The organism is Pseudomonas sp. AE27 (genome assembly GCF_037113495.1).
GTDB lineage: Bacteria > Pseudomonadota > Gammaproteobacteria > Pseudomonadales > Pseudomonadaceae > Aquipseudomonas > Aquipseudomonas palmensis.
This window is the reverse complement of the sequence record NZ_CP146966.1, coordinates 1697380-1719358: the sequence shown is the minus strand read 5'-3', so window position 1 is coordinate 1719358 and position 21979 is coordinate 1697380. Positions and strand designations below refer to the sequence as shown.

Below are 21979 nucleotides of genomic sequence, written 5' to 3'. Positions count from 1 at the left end.
GCGCCGACCTTGCCGGCGAAAGCGCTCTAGAACCCGAACAATCGCCCGGCAAGAAACAGGTAGTCGGCCCAGAACACCTGATGCCCCAGCACGATCACCCAGAACACCAGCTGATACGACAACTTGCGTGTCTTGTGCCGGAACACCTGCTGCGCCAGCAGCGCCCCTGGCCAGCCACCGGCCAGTTCGCAGGCATGCAGCACCTTCTCGGGGGTACGCTGCCCCTGGCCGCGCGCCTGACGCTTGTCGTAGCCATACAGCCCGAAACAGCCAAGGCTCGCCAGCCCATAGGCCGCCAGCCACAACCAGTTGCCTGTGCCCACACCCAGCTTCAGTGCGCCCAGCACCGGCAGCAGGCACAGGGCCACGAATGCCAGCAACTTGAGGCGCAGGTGGCGCATGGGCGGGCGCGTTTCGGTGCGGGCCATCTCAGCCGTGCGCCACGGCCCAGTCGACCCAGCCGAACTGCCAGGTCGCCAGGATCACCAGGCCAAATGCGATACGGTACCAGGCAAACACCGCGTAGCTGTGGCTGGCGATGAACTTGAGCAAGCCGCGCACCGCAATCATCGCGAAGATGAACGACACCACAAAGCCGATGGCGAACACCGGGAAGTCATCCGGCTGGAACAGGTCACGGTACTTGTAGCCCGAGAACACCGCCGCCCCGACCATGGTCGGCATCGCCAGAAAGAACGAGAACTCGGTGGCGGCCTTGCGCGACAGGCCGAACAACAGCCCGCCGATGATCGTCGAGCCCGACCGCGAAGTCCCTGGAATCATTGCCAGGCACTGCGCGCAGCCGATCTTCAGCGCATCGGTCCAGCGCATGTCATCGACCTCCTCGGCACGCACCACGTGCTGGCGGCGCTCGGCCCACAGCATGATCACCCCGCCCACCACCAGGGCCACCGCCACCGTGATCGGGTTGAACAGGTACTCATGGATCAGGTCGGCGAACAGCACGCCCAGCACCACGGCGGGCATGAAGGCGATCAGCAGGTTGAGGGTAAAGCGCTGGGCCCGGGCCTGGCGGGGCAGGCCCACCACCACGTCCAGGATCTTGCGGCGAAATTCCCACACCACCGCCAGGATCGCGCCCAGCTGGATGATGATGTTGAACGCCATCGCGCGTTCGCCGCCAAAGTCGATCAGGTCGGCGACCACGATCTGGTGACCGGTACTCGAAATGGGCAAAAATTCCGTCAGACCCTCGACGATGCCGAGAATCACAGCCTGCATGGCGGTCCAAAAATCCATCATTCCCCCGTAAGACATTGCCGCTGGCAGGTCTCATCATTCGTTATTTGATTGCCCGAAACCGGGCATATTACGGCGACACTCCGTCGCAAAACCGAAGGAAATGCTACCCCGGCCTTCAGAACTGCCCCGTGAAGGCCGAAATCCTAACAGAGCGCTCGTGCAAACGCTGCCGCTCGACGCGACAGCGCTCTACTAATCAATCACTTAGCCCTTGGTCGAGTAGGTTGTTTCGGTAAAGCGTGGTTGGATGCGGACAATAACAAGAACATAGGGTGACCTTCATGAAGACTTTACGCAGTATGTCGATCAGCCGTCGGCTGTGGCTCATCCTGGTGGTGGCGGTACTGATGCTGGTGACCCTGGGGCTGCTGATGCTGCGTCAGATCCACGGTGACCTGTACCAGGCAAAGGCCGAAAAGACCCGGCACGTGGTCGAAACCGCAGCCGGCGTGCTGGCCTATTACCAGGGGCTGGAAGCCAGCGGTACCCTTACCCGCGAGGCCGCCCAGCAACAGGCGCTGAGTGCGGTGCGCGGGTTGCGTTATGACCAGGACGACTACTTCTGGATCAACGACCTGGGCCCGAAGATGATCATGCACCCCATGAACCTCAAGCTCGAAGGCCAGGACCTCTCCGGCATTCGCGACCCGGACGGCTATGCGCTGTTCAACGAAATGGTCGCGTTGGCCAAGGCCCAGGGCGCCGGCAGCATCGACTACCGCTGGCCCAAGCCCGGTGCCAGCGAGCCGGTGGAAAAAACCTCGTACATCCAGCTGTTCAAACCCTGGGGCTGGGTGATCGGCTCTGGCGTGTACATCGACGACATGCACGCCGAGTTCGTGCGCCAGCTTCGCGACGCATCGCTGCTGGGGGTGGTCATCGCGCTGATAATGGCACTGGTGGTCATGCTGATCGCCCGCAGCATCACCCGCCCCTTGCAGGAAGCCGTGGATGCCATGGGCAATATCGCCAGCGGCGAAAGCGACCTGACCCGTCGCCTCGACACCCATGGGCAGGATGAAGTCACCCAGCTGGGCCTGCACTTCAACACCTTCACCGCCAAGCTGCAGCAGGTGGTGACCCAGTTGCAGGGCGCCGCCCAGGCCCTGGGCCATTCGGCCGGGGACGTAGGCAGCAACGCCGGCCAGGCGCACCAGCGCAGCGAGCAGCAGTCGCAGCAGATGGAACAGGTGGCCACCGCAATCAACGAGGTCAGTTATGCGGTGCAGGACGTGGCCAGAAACGCCGAGCACGCCTCCAGCGAGATGCAGGACGCCCAGCAGCGGGCCGAACAGGGCCGGCAAAGCATTCATGGCAGCCTGCTGAAAATCGACGAGCTGTCGGGCACCATCGACCAGGCGGTGCAGGTGATCCAGGCCCTGGCGGGCCAGAGCACGCGTATCGGCAGCGTGCTGGAGGTGATCCGTTCGATTGCCGAGCAGACCAACCTGCTGGCACTCAACGCCGCCATCGAGGCCGCGCGGGCGGGCGAACAGGGTCGCGGGTTCGCCGTGGTGGCCGACGAAGTGCGCCTGCTGGCGCAACGCACCCAGCAGTCGACGGCCGAGATCCAGCAGATGATCGAGCACCTTCAGGGCCAGTCCGAGGCTGCGGTCAAGGCGATCGATGCCAGCAGCCTGGCCTCGCGCGAGACGGTCGAACAGGCCAGCGAGGCCGGTGCCAGCCTGGATGCCATCAGCCAGGCACTGCACAACCTCAGCGCGCTGAATGCCTCGATTGCCAGTGCCACGCTGCAGCAGTCGCATGTGGTGGAAGAGATCAACCACAACGTCACCCAGACGGCCGAGCTGTCGCGTCAGACGGCCGTGGCGGCGCACCAGTCGAGCAGTGCCGGGGCCGCATTGAACCAGTTGAGCGAACAGCTGGGGCAGTTGCTGAGGCAGTTCCGGGTCTGACCGCAGCCTGCACCTCGCCGGCGGCCGGCTTCTGCAAGGCTCGACATTGCCTCAGCAGGAGCCGGCCTTGGCGGCGAAGTGCTCACCCAAGGCTGGCACCTGACGTGCCACAAGGTACAATCGCCGCCCTGCCCCCCCTTCAAGGAACGCCGATGTCCGGCCTGGAACTGTACGCTGCCGTGCTGGGCGTCATCGCTGTATGGCTCACGACCCGCCAGAACCCCTGGTGCTGGCCCATCGGCCTGCTGGTGGTGCTGCTCTACAGCTGGATCTTCTTCGACTTCAAGCTGTATTCGAACATGCTGCTGCAACTGGCGTTTGCCGTGTTCCAGCTCTATGGGTGGTGGCAGTGGACACGCCCCGGCGAGGATCGCCCGATCCGGCAGGTGACCTACCTGGGTACCGCGCCGCTGCTGTCGGGCCTGGGCGTGGGCCTGCTGGCCAGCCTGGCCCTCGGTGCGGCCATGGCCACCTGGACCGATGCTGCAGAGCCCTGGCTGGACGCCACCCTCACCGCCTTCAGCCTGGTGGCGCAGTTCTGGATGGCGCAAAAGCGCGTGCAATGCTGGCCGTTGTGGATGGTGCTGGACGTGATCTTCGTCGGCCTGTTCCTCTACAAAGGCATGTACATCACCGCCGCGCTGTATGCGCTGTTCACCCTGATCGCCCTGCAGGGCTGGCGTAGCTGGCGACGTGACCCGGCCTTGGCCAGCCCATGAAGGTCCTGGTACTGGCGGGCCCGGAGTCCAGTGGCAAGAGCTGGCTGGGCGGCGAAATCCAGGCGCATTTCGGTGGCGAACTGGTAGGCGAGTACGTGCGCCACTTCATCGACGAGCAGCGACGCGACACCTGCTACGCCGACATCGACCCTATCGCCCGCGGGCAGCTGGTGTGGGAGGATGCGGCCCGCGCGCGCCAGCCCGAGCTGCTGATACTCGATACGCACCTGCTGAGCAACATGCTGTGGAGCCGCGTACTGTTCAACGACTGCCCGGCGTGGCTGGAACAGGCGCTGCTCGCACGGCGCTACGACCTGCACCTGTTGCTCAGCCCCGCAGGCGTGCCCTGGGTCGGCGACGGCCAGCGCTGTCAGCCACGGCTGGAGGAGCGCCAGGCGTTCTTCGAGGCCAGCCGCCAATGGCTGCAACGGCATGGCCAACCCATGCAGGTCATCGAGGGCGACTGGGCATACCGCCAATCGACGGTACTGGCGGCCGTACAGGCGCTGCTGGAAGGAAAGCCCCCGGCCTGCGCCACCGAGTGTTGACCCGGCGTTACACACCTGGCCACCTCAACCGCCGATCCAGAGCACTTGCAACCAACACGCGGTGACGTGTTAAGCCGGTGATACACCCACCCTCGGGGCACGCCGGGCATCTGCGCTGCTACAAGGCCTGTAAAAAGGACCAGCGGTTGTATCACCGGTGATACAGATTTTCCGACCGGCCCCTGCCCCGTGCGCTATGCCCTTGATTCGCTGGTACTAAGCAAAAGCGGCACAGCTTCTGCTCTCCTTCTCGCAACGCTGATAGGGCCAGCGCACCGAAGAAGGAATCGCTGCCGTGGGGAATCACACCAACAAGCTGCTGAGTCTTTTCGTCATGGGCTGTGCGCTGGGCGCCAGCACCCTGAGCCTGCCGATACTGGCCGCCGGCGACGGCACCATCGTCATCCAGCGCCAGGTTCAGCCGCGTTCGGCCGTTCGCCCGACCGGCACCCCCGACCCCCGCCCCATGACCGTCAATGCCAATCAGTCGCCACGCATCCTGAGCCAGACCAACGAGCTCAGCGATGGCGACTTTGCCGGTGTGGCCAGCGGTGCCAGTGTAAACCGGGTGTTGATGCCCGACGCGTCCGGCAACATCCGCGGCATGGGGGCAGTGCCCACCAGCCTGCCGGGCCTGCGTGGCGGCGCCGGCCCTGGCGCAGGGGGCGCCAACAGCATCTCCAATTCGGTCAACCAGAACGTGCAGCGTGGCCTTGCGCCGCTGCAGATCCTGACCGGGGGCCGTTGAGATGAACCACTCACTGCTGTTTCTGGCGCTGGCCTGCAGCGCGTCGGCCCTGGCCGCCCAACCGGTCAATGACAACGCCACCATCAACGCCAGCGGCCAGGGCTACAAGGGCAACGTGACCATCAACCAGGCGGCTGGCGACCAGCAGCAACAGAACAACAGCCGCGCCATCGCCATCAACCCCGATGCCACCGCCACCACCCAGGTGCGCCAGCGCATCGACACCCCTGCCAGCAGCGCGATCAATGCCCGCGCCAGCATCGGTGGCAACGCCTTCACCAACGGTAACGGGATGATTGGGATCAACCAGTCGGCCGGTGCCAACACACAACAAGTCAATGCGGTGCGGGTAAGCATCAGTGCCACCGCGCAGAGCATCGACGACAGCGTCCTCGACCAGCAGAACGTGGCGCTGTCAAACGGCTCAGGCTCGACAGGTCAAACCCCCGGCAGTCGCCAGGTCGCTACCAGCGATCAGGCCTTCACCGGCAGCCGTGGGGTGATCCAGTTGAACCAGAGCGCCGGGGTCGGGAACCGAATGGCCAACACCCTGAGCGTACGGGTTGCAGATTGACCCGAGCAGTTCACAACGCAGCACAACACAACACTTAACAACTAAAAACAATGCGGAGAAACACCATGAAACCCACAATGGCACTCAAGCCTCTGGTATTCGCACTCGCAGCGGTCATGGCAGTTGCTGCACAAGCGGGCGGAAACAACGGTGGTCACAACGGCGGAAACAATGGCGGCAATAACGGCGGCAACAACAATTCCAGCGCGCTGCTCGCCCTGCTGGTAAACGCCGGCGCTGGCGCCACCGTGATCGATACCCAGGGCAATGGTGGTAACGGTGTGCTCAACGAGAACACCCGCAACAACGGCACCATGGACAACTCGGCAAACGGCTCTCAAGGCAACCTGGGCGCCAACGTGGCAGCCGGTGACGGCAACCAGCAAGACAACGTTGCCGCCATCGCCACCGCCGACGAACGCTTCATCTTCGGCAGTGCGGTTGCTGTTTCCAGCGCCACCCAGACCAACACCAGCAACATCGTCAACAACTTTTCTACCCAGAACAACGCCAATCTCACCAATTCGGCGAACAACAGCTCCGGCAACATCGGTGTCAACGTGACCGCCGGCGACTTCAACCAACAGAAAAACAACCTGGCAATCGCCGTGTCCGGCGGCCGTGTGGCCGTGGCCAGCGCAGCCGCCAACCAGTCCACCTCTGGCCTGAGCGTCAACAACAAGGCCGACCGTACCTACACCAAGGAAACCCTCGGTGGCGCCTTTGCCGCCTATGGCCAGTACGAAGGCGAAGGCCACGGCTACGTGGAACGCAAAGACGACAAACCCGGGCACAACGGTGGCTGGGATGATCGTGGCGGCAACAAACCACAGAAAGACAAGCTTACCTTCACCGAAGAAGGCAGCTTCGTACTCGGTGGCGTCTACACCTACCAGGTGCTCAAACCTACCGGCTGGGCCAACCCTGTGGTCAACAACGCCAACATGAGCAACTCGCTCAATGGCGTGTCGGGCAACGTGGGCGCCAACGTGTCGGCCGGCTCGGGCAACCAGCAGAGCAACTCGCTGTCCATCGCAGCAGGCTGCCGCGCCTGCCTGTAAGCTGAACAAGGACGGGGCCCCCAGGGGCCCCTTTCCTGCCATCTACACGGTGCGAAGACCATGCGCATTGCCCTGCTTGCCGCATTGCTGTTTCTGGCCAGCCTGGCCGAGGCCGCACAGATGCCCATCGCTGCCCTGCCGGGCGGCAATGTCATTTACAAGCCCATCCAGAGCATTCGCGAACGACGCTTCGCCGACCTTGTACAACAGAAAACCGACTTCAGTTGCGGCGCCGCCGCCCTGGCCACCGTCCTCAAGCAAGCCTACTGGCTGGACGTCGACGAAGAACACATCATCGACGGCATGCTCGCCCACGCCGACCAGCAAGTGGTCAAGACCCAGGGCTTCTCCATGCTGGACATGAAGAAATACGTGGAAAGCATCGGCATGCGTGCCCGGGGCTATCGGATCCCGCCCGAAAGCCTGCAAAGCGTCACCATTCCGGTGGTGGTGCTGATGGACATTCGCGGATACAAGCACTTCGTGGTGCTGCAACGCACCGAAAAGGACTGGGTGTACATCGGTGACCCGGTTCTGGGCCACAAACGCTACAAGTTCGATGATTTCGTCAAAGGCTGGAACGGCATCATCTTTGCCGTCATCGGCCCTGGCTATGACAAGGCCAACGCATTGCTCGACCCGCCACAACCCTTGACTGCAAAAAACAAGATCAACGGGTTCAGCCCGGTAGACGATGCACAGTTGATGGATTTTGGTTTCATACAAAGCGATTTCTTCTAATCAGAAGGGGCATGAAGCTCCGGGGAGCACCCGATGAAGACTTCAACCTGGCTGGTTGCCGCCTGCCTGGCCGCCAGCTTGCCTGCCCATGCGCAGTTCAAGCCCATCGAGATCAAGGACCAGGAACTGTCCGAGCTGCGCGGACGCTATGTGATGCCAGGGCGCATCATCAGCTTTGGCGTGGTGATGAGCAGCACCTGGCAGAACGCCCGCGGCGACAGCATCGGCGCTACCGCCAGCATGCAAGTGCAGCAGTCCTCGTTCAAGCCTCAGTTCTATGTCTCGCTCGACACGCGCGATGGCAACGGCGCCCCGGTAACCCAGGGCAACGGTACCGTCACCGGCGGGGCCGGCCTTGGCACGACCCAGGGCGTTACCCAGTCGGTACGCGCGGCGGGCGACTACAACACGGCCTACAACAATGTCTCGATCAACGTGAAGGAAGCCAACAGTGCCCCGGCGGCGGGCAAGCCACAGGGTCAGTTGCTGGGTAGCGGGCAGACCATCACCGGCAGCAATGGCGCCGGCACGCTGAGCGTTTCCTCCACCGGCAAGGGCATCCAGCTGGGTATCCAGGCCAACAACAACCAGGGCAATACGGTGCAGCGCCTGGCCCAGGGCGGGCTGCTGCAGGCCACCACGCTCCTGGGCGGCAACAACGCCGTCAACAACATCACCCAGCTCAATGTGGTACTGCGCAACAACCTGCCTACTGCCGGGGCCTTGAACTGCAACCTGGATCAACTCAAGGGCCTTCGTATTTCCGGATATTGATCTACGCTCTGTCTCAATTCACCGCAGTTGGAAGGGACGGCTAACCCATGCATCGATCGTTTTCGTTGAAGGCAGTGGTCTGTGTGAGCACTCTGGCGTCTTCAGCGCTGCTGCAAGCGGCGCCAGATCCGCAAGTTGAGGCCCTGAAACAGGAGTTGCAGGCACTCAAGCAACGTTATGAATCCCAGCAGCAGGCACTGATGGTGCTCGAGCAGCGGGTCCGTCAGGTTGAAGATCAACCCGCGGCACCTCCTCAGCGCCTGACCCGCTCGCCAGCGGCCCCCACCCGGTCAGGCCAGGTGGCTACCGCATCCGGGGCGGCCCCCGGCACCGGCAGTTCCTACGGCGAAGCGCTCAAGGGCGATTCGGAACCTGCGCAGAGCGTGTCCAACCTGTACGACGAGGCCAGCGGCTTCTTCGGTGGCGGCAAGTTCAGCGTCGAGACCGGCATCACCTACGCCCGCTACGACACCCGCCAACTGATCCTTAACGGTTTCCTCGCGCTGGACTCGATTTTCCTGGGCAACATCAACCTGGACCGCATCAAGGCCGACAACTGGACCCTGGACCTGACTGCCCGCTACAACCTCGACCAGCGTTGGCAGTTCGATATCAACGCCCCCATCGTCTACCGCGAGTCCACCTACCAGTCCGGGGGCGCCGGCAACAACGCCCAGGGCGTGACCGAACAGACCGTCACTCGCGACCCGACCCTGGGGGATGTCAACTTCGGCGTGGCCTACAAGTTCCTCGACGAATCGGAAAACAGCCCCGATGCGGTGCTCACCCTGCGGGTCAAGGCGCCCACCGGCAAGGACCCGTTCGGCATCAAGCTGATCCAGGACCCGAACAACGACAGCCTCGCCTACCCCGAAGACCTGCCCACCGGCAACGGCGTATGGTCCATCAGCCCGGGCATCTCGCTGGTCAAGACGTTCGACCCGGCAGTACTGTTCGGCAGCCTGTCCTATACCCATACCCTGGAAGAGTCGTTCAGTGACGTCAGCTCCACGTCCGGGGTCAAGGTGCCGGGCAAGGTCAAGCTGGGCGACAGCTTCCAGATCGGCGCCGGTATCGCCTTTGCGCTGAACGAGAAGATGAGCATGTCGTTCTCGGTGTCCGACCTGATCGCGCGCAAATCCAAGATCAAGTCGGCCGAAACCGGCGACAGCTGGACCTCGGTGCCCAGCAGTGATGCCAACGCCGCCTATTTCAACGTGGGCATGACCCTGGCCGCCACCGACAACCTGACCATAGTGCCCAACCTGTCGATCGGCCTGACCGACGATGCGCCGGACTTCACCTTCAGCCTCAAATTCCCTTACTACTTCTGATCTGCGCCGACGCCATTCGCCAGCAAGGCTGGCTCTTACCTTCGGGTAGGAGCCAGTCTTGCTGGCGAATGGACGTAGCGTGGGATCTTCAGCGAATCTGATGCTTGTGCAGCAACCGGTAGAACGTAGGCCGCGACACCCCAAGCACCTTGGCCGCAATGCTGAGGTTGTCACTGTGACGATTGAGCACGTCACACAGCGCCTGGCGCTCGGCGCGGTGCTTGTAGTCTTCCAGGGTACCCATCGGCGTCATCTCGACCTGCGCCCCCTGCAACCCGAGGTCCTGGGCCTCGATCTGCCGCCCTTCGGCCAGCACCAGGCCGCGACGCACGCGGTTGGCCAGTTCGCGCACATTGCCCGGCCAATCATGCTTGCCCATCGCCATCAGCGCGTCTTCGCTGAAGGTGCGCGGGCGCCGGCCGGTTTCCTGGCTGTAGAAACGCGAAAAGTGGCTGGCCAGCATCGACAGGTCGCCATGCCGGTCACGCAGCGGTGCCGTCACCACCTGCAGCACGTTGAGCCGGTAATACAGGTCTTCGCGAAAACGCCCGCTGGTGATCGCGCTCTCCAGGTCGACATGGGTCGCAGCCAGCACGCGCACGTCCACCGCAATCGGCTGGCTGCCGCCCACCCGTTCGATATGCTTTTCCTGCAGAAAGCGCAGCAGGTTGGCCTGCAGTTCCAGCGGCAGGTCGCCGATCTCGTCGAGAAACAGCGTGCCGCCGTTGGCAGCCTCGATGCGCCCGACCTTGCGCTGGTGCGCGCCGGTGAAGGCGCCCTTTTCGTGGCCGAACAACTCGGACTGGATCAGGTGTTCGGGAATCGCCCCGCAGTTGATCGCCACGAACGGTTTGTCGTGGCGTTGCGACTGCCGGTGCAGGGTGCGCGCCACCAGCTCCTTGCCGGTACCGCTCTCGCCTCGAATCAGCACCGGTGACTCGGTGGGCGCCAGCTTGCTCAGCAACTTGCGCAGTTCGCGGATCGGGCGGCTGTCACCCAGCAGTTCGTGCTCGGGCTCATCCACATGCAGGTTGCCCTTGCCGCGCAGGCGTGCCATGCCGAATGCGCGACCCAGGGTCACCTGCACGCGGGAGACATCGAATGGCAACGTATGGAAGTCAAAAAACCACTCGCACACAAAATCACCCACGTTCTGCGCGCGCAGCTCCTCGGCGCTGAGCACCGCGATCCACTCGGTACCGCTGCGGCTGATCAGGTCCTTGACCGCATCGGGGTGCTGCAGGTGGCTGGCGTGCAGGCGCAGCAACCCCACATCGCAAGGGTGCTCCAGGGCAGTGGCAAGGGTGCAGGTGCGCACGTCCCAACCTACGCTGCGCAGGCCTGGCAACAAGCGGTGGCAATCGTCACAAGGGTCAACGATCAGCAAGCGGCGGTTCGGTACCGGTTCCAGCATGACCTTTCCTTGGCGCCAATTATTGGAAATGTTAGTAGAAACAGCATGTTGTATGGCCCGTCTGTAACAGTAGCAACCAACGTCAGAATGCCCACTACCGTCCGTCTGCAAATACGGCCTTGCTTTCGGCTCGGTAGAATTTTCCTGTTAATTCAACGTCCCAGATGTTGCCAATGAATGCAGATTGTCAGCACCGATTAAAAAAACATTACTTGCAGTGTGACCTGACCCACTACTGCGTGCATCAGTACAAGTAACCTGCCGCAGGGAACACACCTTGCCGCAACTTTTTCAATGTTTGGGACCACAGAGAGACCGAACCCATGAACGCCCCGCTCCGTGTCAACGAAGCACTGCTGATTGCCGACCACGCCTTCGAACCTTTCCAGTGCGTCGCCTGGGATGTGCCTAACGGCACTGGCGAACTCAGCCTGGCGGTAATCGACCGGACCAGCACCCGTATCGGCAGCAAGCAAGTTCCAAGCAGCACCTATTCCGACCCGCAGCAATTGGCACACCTGATCGAGGAAGTGCGCGCCGAGTTGAGCCAGAAAGGTTATGACTTGCAGCCGTGGAGCATGCCGAAGTAACTTTCCGGCCTGCCCCGTTCATGCAAAAGTGCACCCACTGGGTGCACTTTTTTTGTTTGTGAAGTGTGCGCCGGCGGCTGCGGCAGTTGGCCGCAGTTTACGGCCCAAGTACTTGTTTCAACGCAAGTTGAACTGTTCCAGGTGTTGGTATTGCGCACCCAGTTCCAGCGCCATTTGCCTGGCGCGGCCCAGGCGAACCGGTGCGCTTTCCATGTCCACCAGCAGGCTGCTGCACGGCAGTGCCTCCAGCGCCGGCCAGGCCTTGAGCCGGCCATCGGTGAGGATCAGGCAGTGCTGCACCTCATTGGGGTAGCGCCGCTGGCGTTGGGTCAGCCATTGCCGGGCCTGCTGCAGTGCCTCGAGCAGTGGCGTGCCTCCGCCGGCGCCAAGCTCCGCCAGCCAGGGCTGCAGCGCAGCAGAGGCCTTCAGGCCGTGGCGCTGCCAGCGCGGTTCGCGGCCGCTGGCCGTGAGCAGGGCGAGCCTGGCGCGGGCCCGGTAGGCCTGGTCGAACAGCTCGGCCAGCAAACCCTTGGCCTTGCTCAGTGCCTGGTAACGCCGGGTAGACGCCGACGCATCCACAATCACCAGCCAGAGCTGCGCCGGCGCGGCGGTGCGCTGCGCCCAGCACAGCTCGTCGCGCTGGCGCGGGCGGCCCTTGAGCAGGGTGGCAGGCCAGGCCACGCTGCCCTGCCCGGCTGCCCGGGCACGCCCGCGCGGGCCCCGGTCGAGCTTGCCTGCACGGGGCCTGGCATCCGCCGCTGGGTGCGAGCGCGGGCGGATGCTCAAGGCTTTTTTGGCCAGCGCGGTACCTCGCGCCGAGCGCCCACAGCCACCGGCTGGCCTGGCAGCTCACCCCACTGGCCACTGCCCTGGGGCTCGCTCGACGGGCTCGATTGCCCCTGGGGCTGAGCGTCGGGGCGAGGCGGTTGCTCGGCGGGCCGGTCATGGCGCCGATGGCGCAAGGCAAACTCTGCCACCGCCTCGATATCCTCGGCCTCGATGCCCGGTGCAATGCGCCAGGCCGCATGGGCACGGGCGGCACGCAACCAGACCAGGTCGGCGCGCAGGCCGTCGACCCCGGCCTCGAAGCAGCGCTGGGTGATCTGCGCCAGGGCCTGGTCATCCAGGGCAATCTGTTCCAGGCGTTCGCGTGCCTGCTGGCAGCGCTGGCGCAGCTCGGCCTGGGCATCGGCCCACTGCGCGCAGAACGCCTGCGGGTCGCTGTCGAAGTCCAGCCGGCGGCGGATGATCTGGCCTCGCGCCTCGGGCAGCGGCTGGCCCTGCAGGGCCACATTCAGGCCAAAACGGTCGAGCAACTGCGGACGCAGCTCGCCCTCCTCCGGGTTCATGGTGCCGATCAGCACGAAGCGCGCACTGTGCCGATGGGAAATGCCATCGCGCTCTACCCGGTTGGTGCCGCTGGCAGCCACATCCAGCAGCAGGTCGACCAGGTGATCGGGCAGCAGGTTGACCTCGTCGACGTACAGCACGCCGCCATCAGCCTTGGCCAGCACACCCGGCGAGAACTGCGCGCGACCCTGCCCAAGCGCAGCATCCAGGTCCAGGGTGCCGACCAGGCGCTCCTCGGTCGCGCCCAGCGGCAAGGTCACGAAGGGCCCTTCGCCCAGCAGGTCGGCCAGGCCCCGGGCCAGGGTGCTCTTGGCCATGCCGCGCGGGCCTTCGATCAGCACGCCGCCGATCCTGGGGTCGATGGCCGTCAGGCACAGCGCCAGCTTCAGGTCGTGGGCGCCGACCACGGCGGCCAGCGGAAAATGTACGGGTTCGCTCATGTCTGGCTTATTCCTCTGCGTCCAGCAGTTGCTCTTCCAGGGCCTGGCGGTACTCGCCCGGTGCCTGCCACAGCCCGCGCTGCTGGGCCTCCAGCAAACGTTCGGTGATGTCGCGCAGGGCCTCGGGGTTGTGCTGGCGGATAAACTCGCGGGTCGCGGCATCGAGCACATAGGCCTCGGCCAGCGACTGGTAATGATGATCGTCGATCAGGTGCGTGGTGGCATCGAAGGCGAACAGGTTGTCGACCGTCGCGGCCATCTCGAACGCGCCCTTGTAGCCATGGCGCTTGACCCCGTCGATCCACTTGGGGTTGAGCGCACGCGCACGGATCACCCGGTTCAGTTCTTCCTTGAGGGTGCGAATGCGCGGGCGATCCGGCTGGCTGTGATCGCCGTGGTAACTGGCAACGCCGGCACCGGCCAGGCTTTCTGCCGCCGCGAGCATGCCGCCCTGGAACTGGTAGTAGTCGTTGGAATCGAGCAGGTCGTGCTCATGGTTGTCCTGGTTCTGCAGCACCGCCTGCACCTGGCTCAGGCGCCGGGCAAAGGGTTCGCGCGCGGCGGTGCCGTCGTCCGAGGCGCCATAGGCATACGCGCCATGGTTGAGGTAGACCTCGGCAAGGTCTTCACGGCTGTGCCACAGACGGCCGTCAATGGCGTTCTGCACCCCGGCGCCGTAGGCACCGGGCTTGGAGCCGAACACCCGCCAGCCGGCCTGGCGCTCGGCCTGCTCGGGGCTCAGGCCAGCGGCCAGCAGTTCGGCACGCTCGCTGCGCACCTTGGCCGCCAGGGGGTTGAGGTCATCCGGCTCATCCAGTGCCGCCACGGCCTGCACCGCCGCGTCGAACAGCTTGATCAGGTTGCCGAACGCATCGCGGAAGAACCCCGAAACGCGCAGGGTCACGTCTACCCGGGGGCGATCCAGCAGGCTCACCGGCAGGATCTCGAAGTCGTCCACCCGCTGGCTGCCGCTGGCCCATACCGGGCGTACGCCGAGCAAGGCCATGGCCTGGGCGATGTCGTCGCCGCCGGTGCGCATGGTGGCCGTGCCCCATACCGACAGGCCGAGCTGGCGCAGGTGGTCGCCGTGGTCCTGCAGGTGGCGTTCCAGAATCAGGTTGGCCGAGGCGAAACCGATGCGCCATGCCGTGGCGGTGGGCAGGTTGCGCACATCCACGGTGTAGAAGTTGCGGCCGGTGGGCAGCACGTCCAGGCGCCCGCGGCTGGGCGCCCCGCTCGGCCCCGCCGGCACGAAACGCCCGTCCAGCGCCGCCAGCAGGCCCTGCATTTCGGCCGGGCCGCAGGCATCCAGCTGCGGCGCCACCTGGGCCCGCAGCGCCTGCAGCACGGCCTCGACGTCGGCGCTGTGCTGGTGGCTGGCCGGCGCCCCGTCGAGGGTCTGCTCGATCAGGCGGGCGGCATACAGTTCAAGCCGCTCGCGGGTGTCGCCGTTGGTCCGCCAGGCCTCGCTGCTCACCTGTGCCAGGCTCGGCGGCCGTGGCCCTTCCCAGGCAAGGCCCAGGTCGCAGTCCAGCGGGTCGAAGCCCAGCCCCAGGCCGCGGGCCAGGGCGCGCAGCAGGCTGGCATTGGGGCCGCGCCCATCACCACGTTCCACCCGCAGCAGGGCCAGCAGCGTGTCGATCCGCAGGCGACCGTCCGGCGATTGGCCGAACACATGCAGGCCGTCGCGAATCTGCGACTCCTTGAGGTCGCACAGGTAGGTGTCCAGGCGCGGCAGCCACACCGCCGCATCGTCCAGCGCGCCTTCCAGTTGCAGCTCGCGGTCGATGTGGTTGTCGCGCACCAGGTTGAGGATGTCGCGCTGCAGTTCACGGGCCCGGCGCGGGTCCAGCAGTTGCGCCTCGTAGTACTCGTCGGCCAGCAGTTCCAGGTCGCGCAACGGCCCGTAGGTTTCGGCGCGGGTCAACGGCGGCATCAGGTGGTCGATGATCACCGCCTGGGTGCGGCGCTTGGCCTGTGCGCCCTCGCCCGGGTCGTTGACGATGAACGGGTAGATGTTCGGCAGCGGCCCCAGCAACGCGTCCGGCCAGCACCCGGCCGACAGGCCGACGCCCTTGCCCGGCAGCCACTCCAGGTTGCCGTGCTTGCCCACGTGGATCAGCGCATCGGCGGCATAGGCGTGGCGCAGCCAGAAGTAGAACGCCAGGTAGCCATGCGGCGGCACCAGGTCGGGGTCGTGGTACACCGCACTGGGGTCGACCTGATAACCGCGCGCCGGCTGGATACCGACGAAGGTCAGGCCAAGGCGCAGGCCGGCGACCATCATGCGCCCGCTGCGGAACATCGGGTCCTGCTCCGGCTCGCCCCAGCGCTCGCGCACCGCCTGCTGGTTGGCCTGGGGCAACAGGGCGAAGGCGGCGCGGTAATCGTCCAGCGCCATGCTCTGCGCACAGGGGCGCTGGTCGAGCGTGTCGAGGTCGTTGCTGACCCCGCCGAGCAGGGCCTGGATCAGCGCCGTGCCACTGTCTGGCAACGGCCCCACCGGGTAGCCTTGGGCCTGCATGGCGCGCAGTATGTTGAGCGCCGCCGCCGGGGTGTCCAGCCCCACACCGTTGCCGATGCGCCCGTCGCGGGTCGGGTAGTTGGCCAGAATCAGCGCCACGCGTTTTTGCGGGTTGTCCAGGCGCGCCAGCTCGCACCAGCGCCGGGCCAGTTCCGCAACAAAATCCATGCGTTCCAGGTGCGGCTTGTAGCACACCACGTCCGACTGGCTGCGTTCGCTGCGCCAGGCCAGGTCCTTGAAGCTGATCGGCCGGCTGATGATGCGCCCGTCCAGTTCCGGCAGGGCAATGTGCATGGCCAGGTCGCGGGCCCCCAGGCCCTGTTCGCTGGCCTCCCAGGCCGGCTGGTTGTCCTGTGCGCAGATGGCCTGCAGCACCGGGATGTCGCGCCGGAACGGGCGCAAATGCGGCTGCTGCGGGCTGGACTGGGCAAAGCCTGTGGTGTTGATGATCAGGGCCGCGTCGACCTGGTCCAGCCATTGCTCGACCTGGTCCAGGCAGGCTGCCTCCTTGAGGCTGGCCACGGCAATCGGCAGCGGGTTGAGCCCCGCGCCTTGCAGACGCTCGCAAAACGCATCGATGAACCCCGTGTTGGCGGCCTGCAGGTGCGAGCGGTAGAAGATGATCGGCGTCACGGGCTGGCCGGGCTGCCACAGGGCACGCCAGCTGTCCACGCTCGCCTGGGGGTGTTGCGGGTGATAGACACTGGTGCGCGGCAACTGCTGCGGCTCGTCCCAGTGGTAGTCGCGGCCCAGCCATTGGCTGGCCAGGCACTGGAACAGGTTCAGCGCATTGGCCTTGCCGCCCTGGCGCAGGTAGTGCCACAACCGTTCGGCCTGGGCAGCGGGCACCGTGCTCAGGCTGGTCAGCTCAGGGTCCGGGCGGTCGTCGCCCGGCACCAGGATCAGTTGCACGCCCCGCCCCGCCAGCGCCACCAGTTGCTCCACGCCATAGCGCCAGTAGCCGATGCCGCCGTGCAGCGACACCAGGATGACCTTGGCATGGCGCAGCACTTCGTCCACATACAGGTCGACCGAAGCATGGTTCTGCACCAGCATGGGGTTGGCCAGGCGCAGGCTGGGGTAGTCGTCCGGCAACTGCTGGGCGGTTTCGGCCAGCAGTGCCAGGTGCGAATCACCGCTGCAGAGAATCACCAGGTCGGCGGGGGTCTGGCCGAGGTCGGCGATGCTGTCGTCCGGCACAAAGCCGCCGGGCTGGGTCCGCAGCAGGTGCATGGGTCAGGCGCCCAGTGCGGCGCGCAGGCTGGCTTCGAGTTGCACGGCGTCTAGGTCCTGGCCAATCAGCACCAGGCGCGTGGTACGTGGCTCGTCGCTGCGCCAGGCGCGGTCGAAGTGCTTGTCGAAGCGCGTACCCACGCCCTGCACCAGCAGACGCATCGGCTTGCCCGGAATGGCCGCGAAGCCCTTCACGCGCAGGATGCCGTGCTGCACCACCAGTTGGGTCAGGGCATCGAGCAGCAGGCTTTCGTCGGCCTGGGGCAACTCGATGGAGATGGAGTCGAAGGCATCATGGTCGTGATCGTCGTGGTCGTCATCGCCGTCATGGTGCGAATCGTGGTGGGTACGACGCGCGTCGATGTGCTGCTCGGACTCGGCGCCCAGGCCCAGCAATACGTCCAACGGCAGGCGGCCGCTGCTGGCCTCCACCACCTTGACCGCAGGCGGCAGTTCCTCGGCCACCTCGGCGCGCACCCTGGCCAGGTCGTCGGCAGCGATCAGGTCAGCCTTGTTCAGCACCACCAGGTCGGCGCTGGCCAGCTGGTCGGCAAACAGTTCGTGCAGTGGGGACTCGTGGTCCAGGTTCGGGTCGAGCTTGCGCTGGGCGTCCACCTGGTCGGGGTAGGCAGCGAAGGTGCCGGCGGCCACGGCCGGGCTGTCGACCACGGTGATCACCGCATCCACCGTGCAGGCGTTGCGGATTTCCGGCCACTGGAAGGCTTGCACCAGTGGCTTGGGCAGCGCCAGGCCGCTGGTTTCGATGAGGATATGGTCCAGGTCGCCACGGCGCGCCACCAGCTCGCGCATCACCGGGAAGAACTCTTCCTGAACGGTGCAGCACAGGCAGCCGTTGGCCAGCTCGTAGACGCGCCCGCTGGCTTCTTCCTCGGTGCAGCCGATGCTGCACTGCTTGAGGATCTCGCCATCGATGCCCAGCTCGCCGAACTCGTTGACGATCACCGCGATGCGGCGGCCCTGGGCGTTGTCGAGCATGTGCCGCAGCAGGGTGGTCTTGCCCGAGCCGAGGAAGCCGGTAACGATGGTGACGGGGAGTTTGGCCAGTGTTTTCATGGGGGTGCCCTTGGCAGGATGGCGGGCATGCAGGACGAGAGCCGCAGGAGCCTTGCTGCCTGAGCGCATTCGCCACCGGATCACCCCGCCCGGTTGAAAGTCGGAAACTGTTCGAGGCAGGTCTCCTGGCTCGCGCTGTGCCGGCACGCCTGCCGGCAGCATCGACGCCTTCCCGCCCGGGGCAGTGGCACGGCCGATGCCGTTCAACGCTTACAGTTGCGGGGGCAGCCACGGCTTGAACCGTATTCCCGTCTTAGCTGCAGCCAGGGCCGCAGAACCTCGAAGCGGCTAGGCTACGCAGTGGTCCGGGGCAGGTCAACCGCTGTATTGACGGATGCCGGCGCGCATGATTTGCTAGCCGCATTCGTTCGGGTGCCTTTTTACAAGGTGAAACGGGAAACCGGTGCGTCAGCCGCTTCTGCAAAGAAGCAGCGACAAATCCGGTGCTGCCCCCGCAACGGTAAGCGAGGAAAGCGTCTTTACCACTGTGCCAGCTGTGCGGCATGGGAAGGTGACGCCCTCAGGCTGAGCATGCTGCCAGCCCTCGCAAGCCCGGAGACCGGCCCGATACAGTCATGACAAACCCGCGGTGGGCGGGCGCTGTTGAACCCCTGGGCGAGCCTCGCGCAGGGGTTGGCCGCGCTTGCCTGTTGCCGATAGCCCCGACGACACGACAACAGCAAAAAGGAACGCGCCATGCCCATCAGTACCGCCAGCCAGCCCCTCGTCACCCCCACTACCCTCAGCCAGCGCCTGGCCGTCGCCATCGGTGCCTCGCTGCTGGGCCTTTGCCTGGTCTACTTCGCCGGCTTCTCGCACATCGAGGCGGTGCACAACGCTGCCCACGATACCCGCCACAGCGCCGCGTTCCCTTGCCACTGAGACCTGCCCCGATGATCAAGCGCATTGCCCGCACCGCAGGCTTTACCGGCCTGCTCGCCGCCCTGCTGCTGACCCTGCTGCAAAGCTTCTGGGTCGCACCGCTGATTCTGCAGGCCGAAACCTACGAGAACCCGGCACCGGCCGCCCAAACCCATGAGCATGCCGACGCCGCGGGTGAAGGCCACCACCACGATGCCGAGGCCTGGTCGCCTGAAGACGGCTGGCAGCGCGTGCTGTCGACCACCGGTGGCAACCTGGTGGTGGCGGTCGGCTTTGCCCTGATCCTGGCTGCGCTGTACACCCTGCGTGCGCCGGGCCGTACCGCCACCGGCGCAGCCTGGGGGCTTGCCGGGTTCGCGGTATTCTGCCTGGCGCCCACCCTCGGGCTGCCGCCAGAGCTGCCGGGCACTGCCGCCGCCGACCTGGCGCAGCGTCAACTGTGGTGGGTGGGCGCCGCGGCTGCCACCGCTGCCGGCCTGGCCCTGATCGTGTTTGCCCACAACTGGCTGCTCAAGGCGCTGGGTGTGGCATTGCTGGTTGTTCCGCACGTGGTCGGTGCGCCGCAGCCGGAGGTGCACGAGAGCCTGGCGCCGCAAGCACTGGAGGCGCAGTTCAAGGTGGCGTCGCTGTTGACCAATGCCGCGTTCTGGCTGGCCCTGGGCCTGCTCAGTGCCTGGCTGTACCGTCGCCAGCCAGCCTGATGCAGCTGTATGCCGGGCTGGGCTGTCGTCGCGGCTGCCCGGCCCGCGAACTGGCTGCCCTGCTCCAGCAGACCCTGTTCGCCCATCACCTGCCCGCCTCTGCCCTCGCCGGGCTGGCCAGCATCGACCTCAAGGCCGACGAGCCCGGCCTGCATGAACTGGCCAGGCAACTGGGGTTGCCGCTGGTGTTCTTTTCGGCCGCGCAACTGGCCCCCTTCGAAAGCCGCCTGAGCCACCGTTCGCCCACGGCGTTCGCCCTCAGCGGCTGCCATGGGGTGGCCGAAAGCGCCGCGCTGGCCCTGGCCGAGCAACGCGGCGGCGCCAATGCCGCACTGCGCCTGCCACGCACCGTGCAAGGCGCCGCCACCCTGGCATTGGCCTGGGCCCCGCCGTTTGACGGATAATGCCGCGCAATCTTTCCAAGGATTCATCATGACCGTCTATTTCATCGGTGCCGGCCCGGGCGACCCCGAGCTGATCACCGTCAAGGGCCAGCGCCTGATCCACAGCTGCCCGGTGATCATCTATGCCGGCTCGCTGGTGCCCGCCGCCGTGCTCGAAGGCCACCGCGCCGAAACCGTGATCAACAGCGCCGAACTGCACCTGGGGCAGATCATCGAGCTGATGCGCACGGCCCACGCCAACGGCCAGGATGTGGCCCGCGTACACAGCGGCGACCCGGGGCTGTACGGTGCGATCGGCGAACAGATCCGCCACCTGCGTGAACTGGGTATCCCGTTCCAGATCATCCCCGGCGTGACCGCCGTGGCCGCCAGTGCCGCGCTGCTCGAATGCGAGCTGACCCTGCCGGACATCGCCCAGAGCGTGATCCTGACGCGCTACGGCGATACCTCGCCGATGCCGCCGGGCGAATCGCTGGGGAGCCTCGCCAGCCACCAGGCAACCCTGGCCATTCACCTGGGGGTCAAGCACCTGGCCAGAATCGTCGAGGAACTGCGTCCGCATTACGGCAGCGATTGCCCGATCGCCGTGGTGCACCGCGCCACCTGGCCAGATCAGGATTGGGTGCTGGGCAGCCTGGACGACATCGTGCAACGGGTGCAGGCCAAGGGCTTTCGACGCACCGCACTGATCCTGGTGGGCCGGGTATTGGGCAGCGATACCTTCAGCGAGTCGGCGCTCTACCGCGCCGGGCATGCGCACCTGTACCGACCTTGACGGCCATTGACGGCGGCCCTCCCGGCCCGATGCCCGGCGCGTTCCCATGGGCGCGCCTGCCGATTCAACAGCCTCTGCAAGCGACAACCGGCCCAGACGATAGGAATTCGGCTACAGAACTTTCGAGCGCCTTGTAAGAAAAATCCTCTAATCGAACTGATTTCTTCCTCACTTCTATACTGGACGTACTCCTGCTGAGCGTTTCCACGTATCTTGGCCGCCTTGCCAGAGCCTGGGCAGGCGTCGCCCCGAACGGTTCGGGGCCTGGATCACCTCTCTGACAAGGAGTTGCGCGATGCCCAAAGTCTTGATCGTTGATGACCACACCACCATCCTCTTCGCCATCCGCACCCTGCTGGAGCGCGATGGCTACAACATCGTCGGTGAAGCCCGAGACGGCGCCAGTGCTGTCGAACTGGCGCGCAAGCTGCAGCCTGACGTGGTGATCCTCGATCTGGGGCTGCCACGCCTGGATGGCCTGAGCGTGCTGGAGCGGCTCAGCCAGTTGACCAACCCGCCACGTATCCTGGTACTGACCGGCCGCCCACCCCGGCTGTTCGCCCGCCGTTGCATCGAGTCCGGTGCCTCGGCATTCGTGCGCAAGGACGAAGACCTCGATATCCTGAGCGCCGCCCTCAAGGCCGTGCTCAACGGTTACTCCTACCTGCCCGATGCGTCACGCTTCAATGACCGGTCAAGCTCGGAACTCCAGCGCCTGGACAAGCTGTCCAACCGTGAGTTCGAGGTGCTGCGCCAGTTGGCCAAGGGCGCCAGCAACGGCGAAATCGCTACGGCGATGATCCTCAGCGCCAAGACCATCAGCACCTACAAGACCCGCATCATGGAAAAGCTCGGGGTGGTATCGCTGGTTGAGTTGATCGATGTGGCCAACCGCAACGCACTGACCTGAGCCG

The 21979-nt window shown here is 65.3% G+C and carries 22 protein-coding genes and 2 riboswitches; of the genes, 15 read left to right on the top strand and 7 right to left on the bottom strand.

What is annotated here, in order from left to right; translation table 11 throughout:
• Positions 1-26: 26 nt before the first annotated feature.
• Together V9K84_RS07935 and V9K84_RS07930 are read right to left on the bottom strand one after the other, a co-directional pair.
• On the bottom strand, positions 27-401 hold the full coding sequence (locus V9K84_RS07935) for a DUF1294 domain-containing protein (protein WP_080922871.1): 375 nt from the start codon (positions 399-401) through the stop codon (positions 27-29).
• Between the two features lie 28 nt (positions 402-429).
• Entirely contained in the window at positions 430-1260 is an 831-nt protein-coding gene (locus tag V9K84_RS07930) for an undecaprenyl-diphosphate phosphatase (RefSeq protein ID WP_054914658.1), read from the bottom strand.
• Between the two features lie 284 nt (positions 1261-1544).
• Here V9K84_RS07930 and V9K84_RS07925 point away from each other — a divergent pair, with 284 nt between their 5' ends.
• From V9K84_RS07925 to V9K84_RS07885, 9 genes are all read left to right on the top strand, one after another.
• A complete protein-coding gene (locus tag V9K84_RS07925) occupies positions 1545-3179 on the top strand; it encodes a methyl-accepting chemotaxis protein (RefSeq protein WP_043861500.1) in 1635 nt (544 codons plus the stop codon).
• A gap of 152 nt (positions 3180-3331) precedes the next feature.
• Positions 3332-3898: a nicotinamide riboside transporter PnuC gene (gene pnuC, locus V9K84_RS07920; RefSeq protein ID WP_058540151.1), complete on the top strand. Its 567-nt coding sequence runs from the start codon at positions 3332-3334 to the stop codon at positions 3896-3898.
• Entirely contained in the window at positions 3895-4446 is a 552-nt protein-coding gene (locus V9K84_RS07915) for an AAA family ATPase (protein WP_054914561.1), read from the top strand. Before pnuC ends, V9K84_RS07915 begins: the two co-directional genes overlap by 4 nt.
• Positions 4447-4780: 334 nt before the next feature.
• Positions 4781-5194, top strand: coding sequence for a hypothetical protein (locus V9K84_RS07910; RefSeq protein WP_088515013.1), 414 nt, complete (start codon positions 4781-4783; stop codon positions 5192-5194).
• Position 5195: 1 nt separating this feature from the next.
• Entirely contained in the window at positions 5196-5768 is a 573-nt protein-coding gene (locus V9K84_RS07905) for a hypothetical protein (RefSeq protein ID WP_058540149.1), read from the top strand.
• Positions 5769-5833: 65 nt separating this feature from the next.
• Positions 5834-6829 (top strand): heme utilization protein, encoded by a 996-nt coding sequence (locus V9K84_RS07900; protein WP_088514952.1) that lies wholly within the window; start codon positions 5834-5836, stop codon positions 6827-6829.
• Positions 6830-6889: 60 nt separating this feature from the next.
• The gene (locus tag V9K84_RS07895) at positions 6890-7570 is read left to right on the top strand and encodes a C39 family peptidase (RefSeq protein WP_043861461.1); all 681 of its coding nucleotides are present in this window, start codon (positions 6890-6892) and stop codon (positions 7568-7570) included.
• A 33-nt stretch (positions 7571-7603) separates the two neighbouring features.
• Positions 7604-8344, top strand: coding sequence for a hypothetical protein (locus V9K84_RS07890; RefSeq protein ID WP_054914563.1), 741 nt, complete (start codon positions 7604-7606; stop codon positions 8342-8344).
• 47 nt (positions 8345-8391) lie between these two features.
• On the top strand, positions 8392-9678 hold the full coding sequence (locus tag V9K84_RS07885) for a hypothetical protein (protein WP_043861459.1): 1287 nt from the start codon (positions 8392-8394) through the stop codon (positions 9676-9678).
• Between the two features lie 88 nt (positions 9679-9766).
• On the opposite strand, the gene V9K84_RS07880 is transcribed toward V9K84_RS07885, so the two are convergent.
• Positions 9767-11092, bottom strand: coding sequence for a sigma-54 dependent transcriptional regulator (locus V9K84_RS07880; protein ID WP_043861458.1), 1326 nt, complete (start codon positions 11090-11092; stop codon positions 9767-9769).
• A 323-nt stretch (positions 11093-11415) separates the two neighbouring features.
• On the opposite strand from V9K84_RS07880, the gene V9K84_RS07875 reads away from it, so the two are divergent.
• On the top strand, positions 11416-11682 hold the full coding sequence (locus V9K84_RS07875) for a hypothetical protein (RefSeq protein ID WP_054914565.1): 267 nt from the start codon (positions 11416-11418) through the stop codon (positions 11680-11682).
• 117 nt (positions 11683-11799) lie between these two features.
• Here V9K84_RS07875 and V9K84_RS07870 read toward each other — a convergent pair whose 3' ends face one another.
• From V9K84_RS07870 to cobW, 4 genes are all read right to left on the bottom strand, one after another.
• Complete coding sequence (locus tag V9K84_RS07870; RefSeq protein ID WP_058540516.1) at positions 11800-12363, bottom strand: VWA domain-containing protein; 564 nt, start codon at positions 12361-12363, stop codon at positions 11800-11802.
• A 101-nt stretch (positions 12364-12464) separates the two neighbouring features.
• The gene (locus tag V9K84_RS07865; protein WP_088514953.1) at positions 12465-13472 is read right to left on the bottom strand and encodes an ATP-binding protein; all 1008 of its coding nucleotides are present in this window, start codon (positions 13470-13472) and stop codon (positions 12465-12467) included.
• Between the two features lie 7 nt (positions 13473-13479).
• Positions 13480-17229, bottom strand: coding sequence for a cobaltochelatase subunit CobN (gene cobN / locus V9K84_RS07860; protein WP_088514954.1), 3750 nt, complete (start codon positions 17227-17229; stop codon positions 13480-13482).
• 3 nt (positions 17230-17232) lie between these two features.
• On the bottom strand, positions 17233-18303 hold the full coding sequence (gene cobW, locus V9K84_RS07855) for a cobalamin biosynthesis protein CobW (RefSeq protein ID WP_043861454.1): 1071 nt from the start codon (positions 18301-18303) through the stop codon (positions 17233-17235).
• Positions 18304-18400: 97 nt separating this feature from the next.
• Positions 18401-18600: riboswitch (cobalamin riboswitch) on the bottom strand.
• A gap of 56 nt (positions 18601-18656) precedes the next feature.
• A riboswitch (cobalamin riboswitch) is annotated at positions 18657-18886 on the top strand.
• Between the two features lie 113 nt (positions 18887-18999).
• On the opposite strand from cobW, the gene V9K84_RS07850 reads away from it, so the two are divergent.
• The 5 genes from V9K84_RS07850 to V9K84_RS07830 all read left to right on the top strand — a co-directional run bounded on the left by V9K84_RS07850 (position 19000) and on the right by V9K84_RS07830 (position 21975).
• Complete coding sequence (locus V9K84_RS07850) at positions 19000-19185, top strand: CbtB domain-containing protein (RefSeq protein ID WP_043861453.1); 186 nt, start codon at positions 19000-19002, stop codon at positions 19183-19185.
• 11 nt (positions 19186-19196) lie between these two features.
• The gene (locus V9K84_RS07845; protein WP_058540145.1) at positions 19197-19886 is read left to right on the top strand and encodes a CbtA family protein; all 690 of its coding nucleotides are present in this window, start codon (positions 19197-19199) and stop codon (positions 19884-19886) included.
• Entirely contained in the window at positions 19886-20290 is a 405-nt protein-coding gene (locus tag V9K84_RS07840) for a cobalamin biosynthesis protein (protein WP_054914569.1), read from the top strand. The genes V9K84_RS07845 and V9K84_RS07840 overlap by 1 nt, the downstream gene beginning before the upstream one ends.
• Positions 20291-20318: 28 nt before the next feature.
• Complete coding sequence (gene cobM, locus V9K84_RS07835; protein WP_043861450.1) at positions 20319-21065, top strand: precorrin-4 C(11)-methyltransferase; 747 nt, start codon at positions 20319-20321, stop codon at positions 21063-21065.
• 295 nt (positions 21066-21360) lie between these two features.
• Positions 21361-21975 (top strand): response regulator transcription factor, encoded by a 615-nt coding sequence (locus V9K84_RS07830; protein ID WP_043861449.1) that lies wholly within the window; start codon positions 21361-21363, stop codon positions 21973-21975.
• Positions 21976-21979 lie beyond the last annotated feature (4 nt).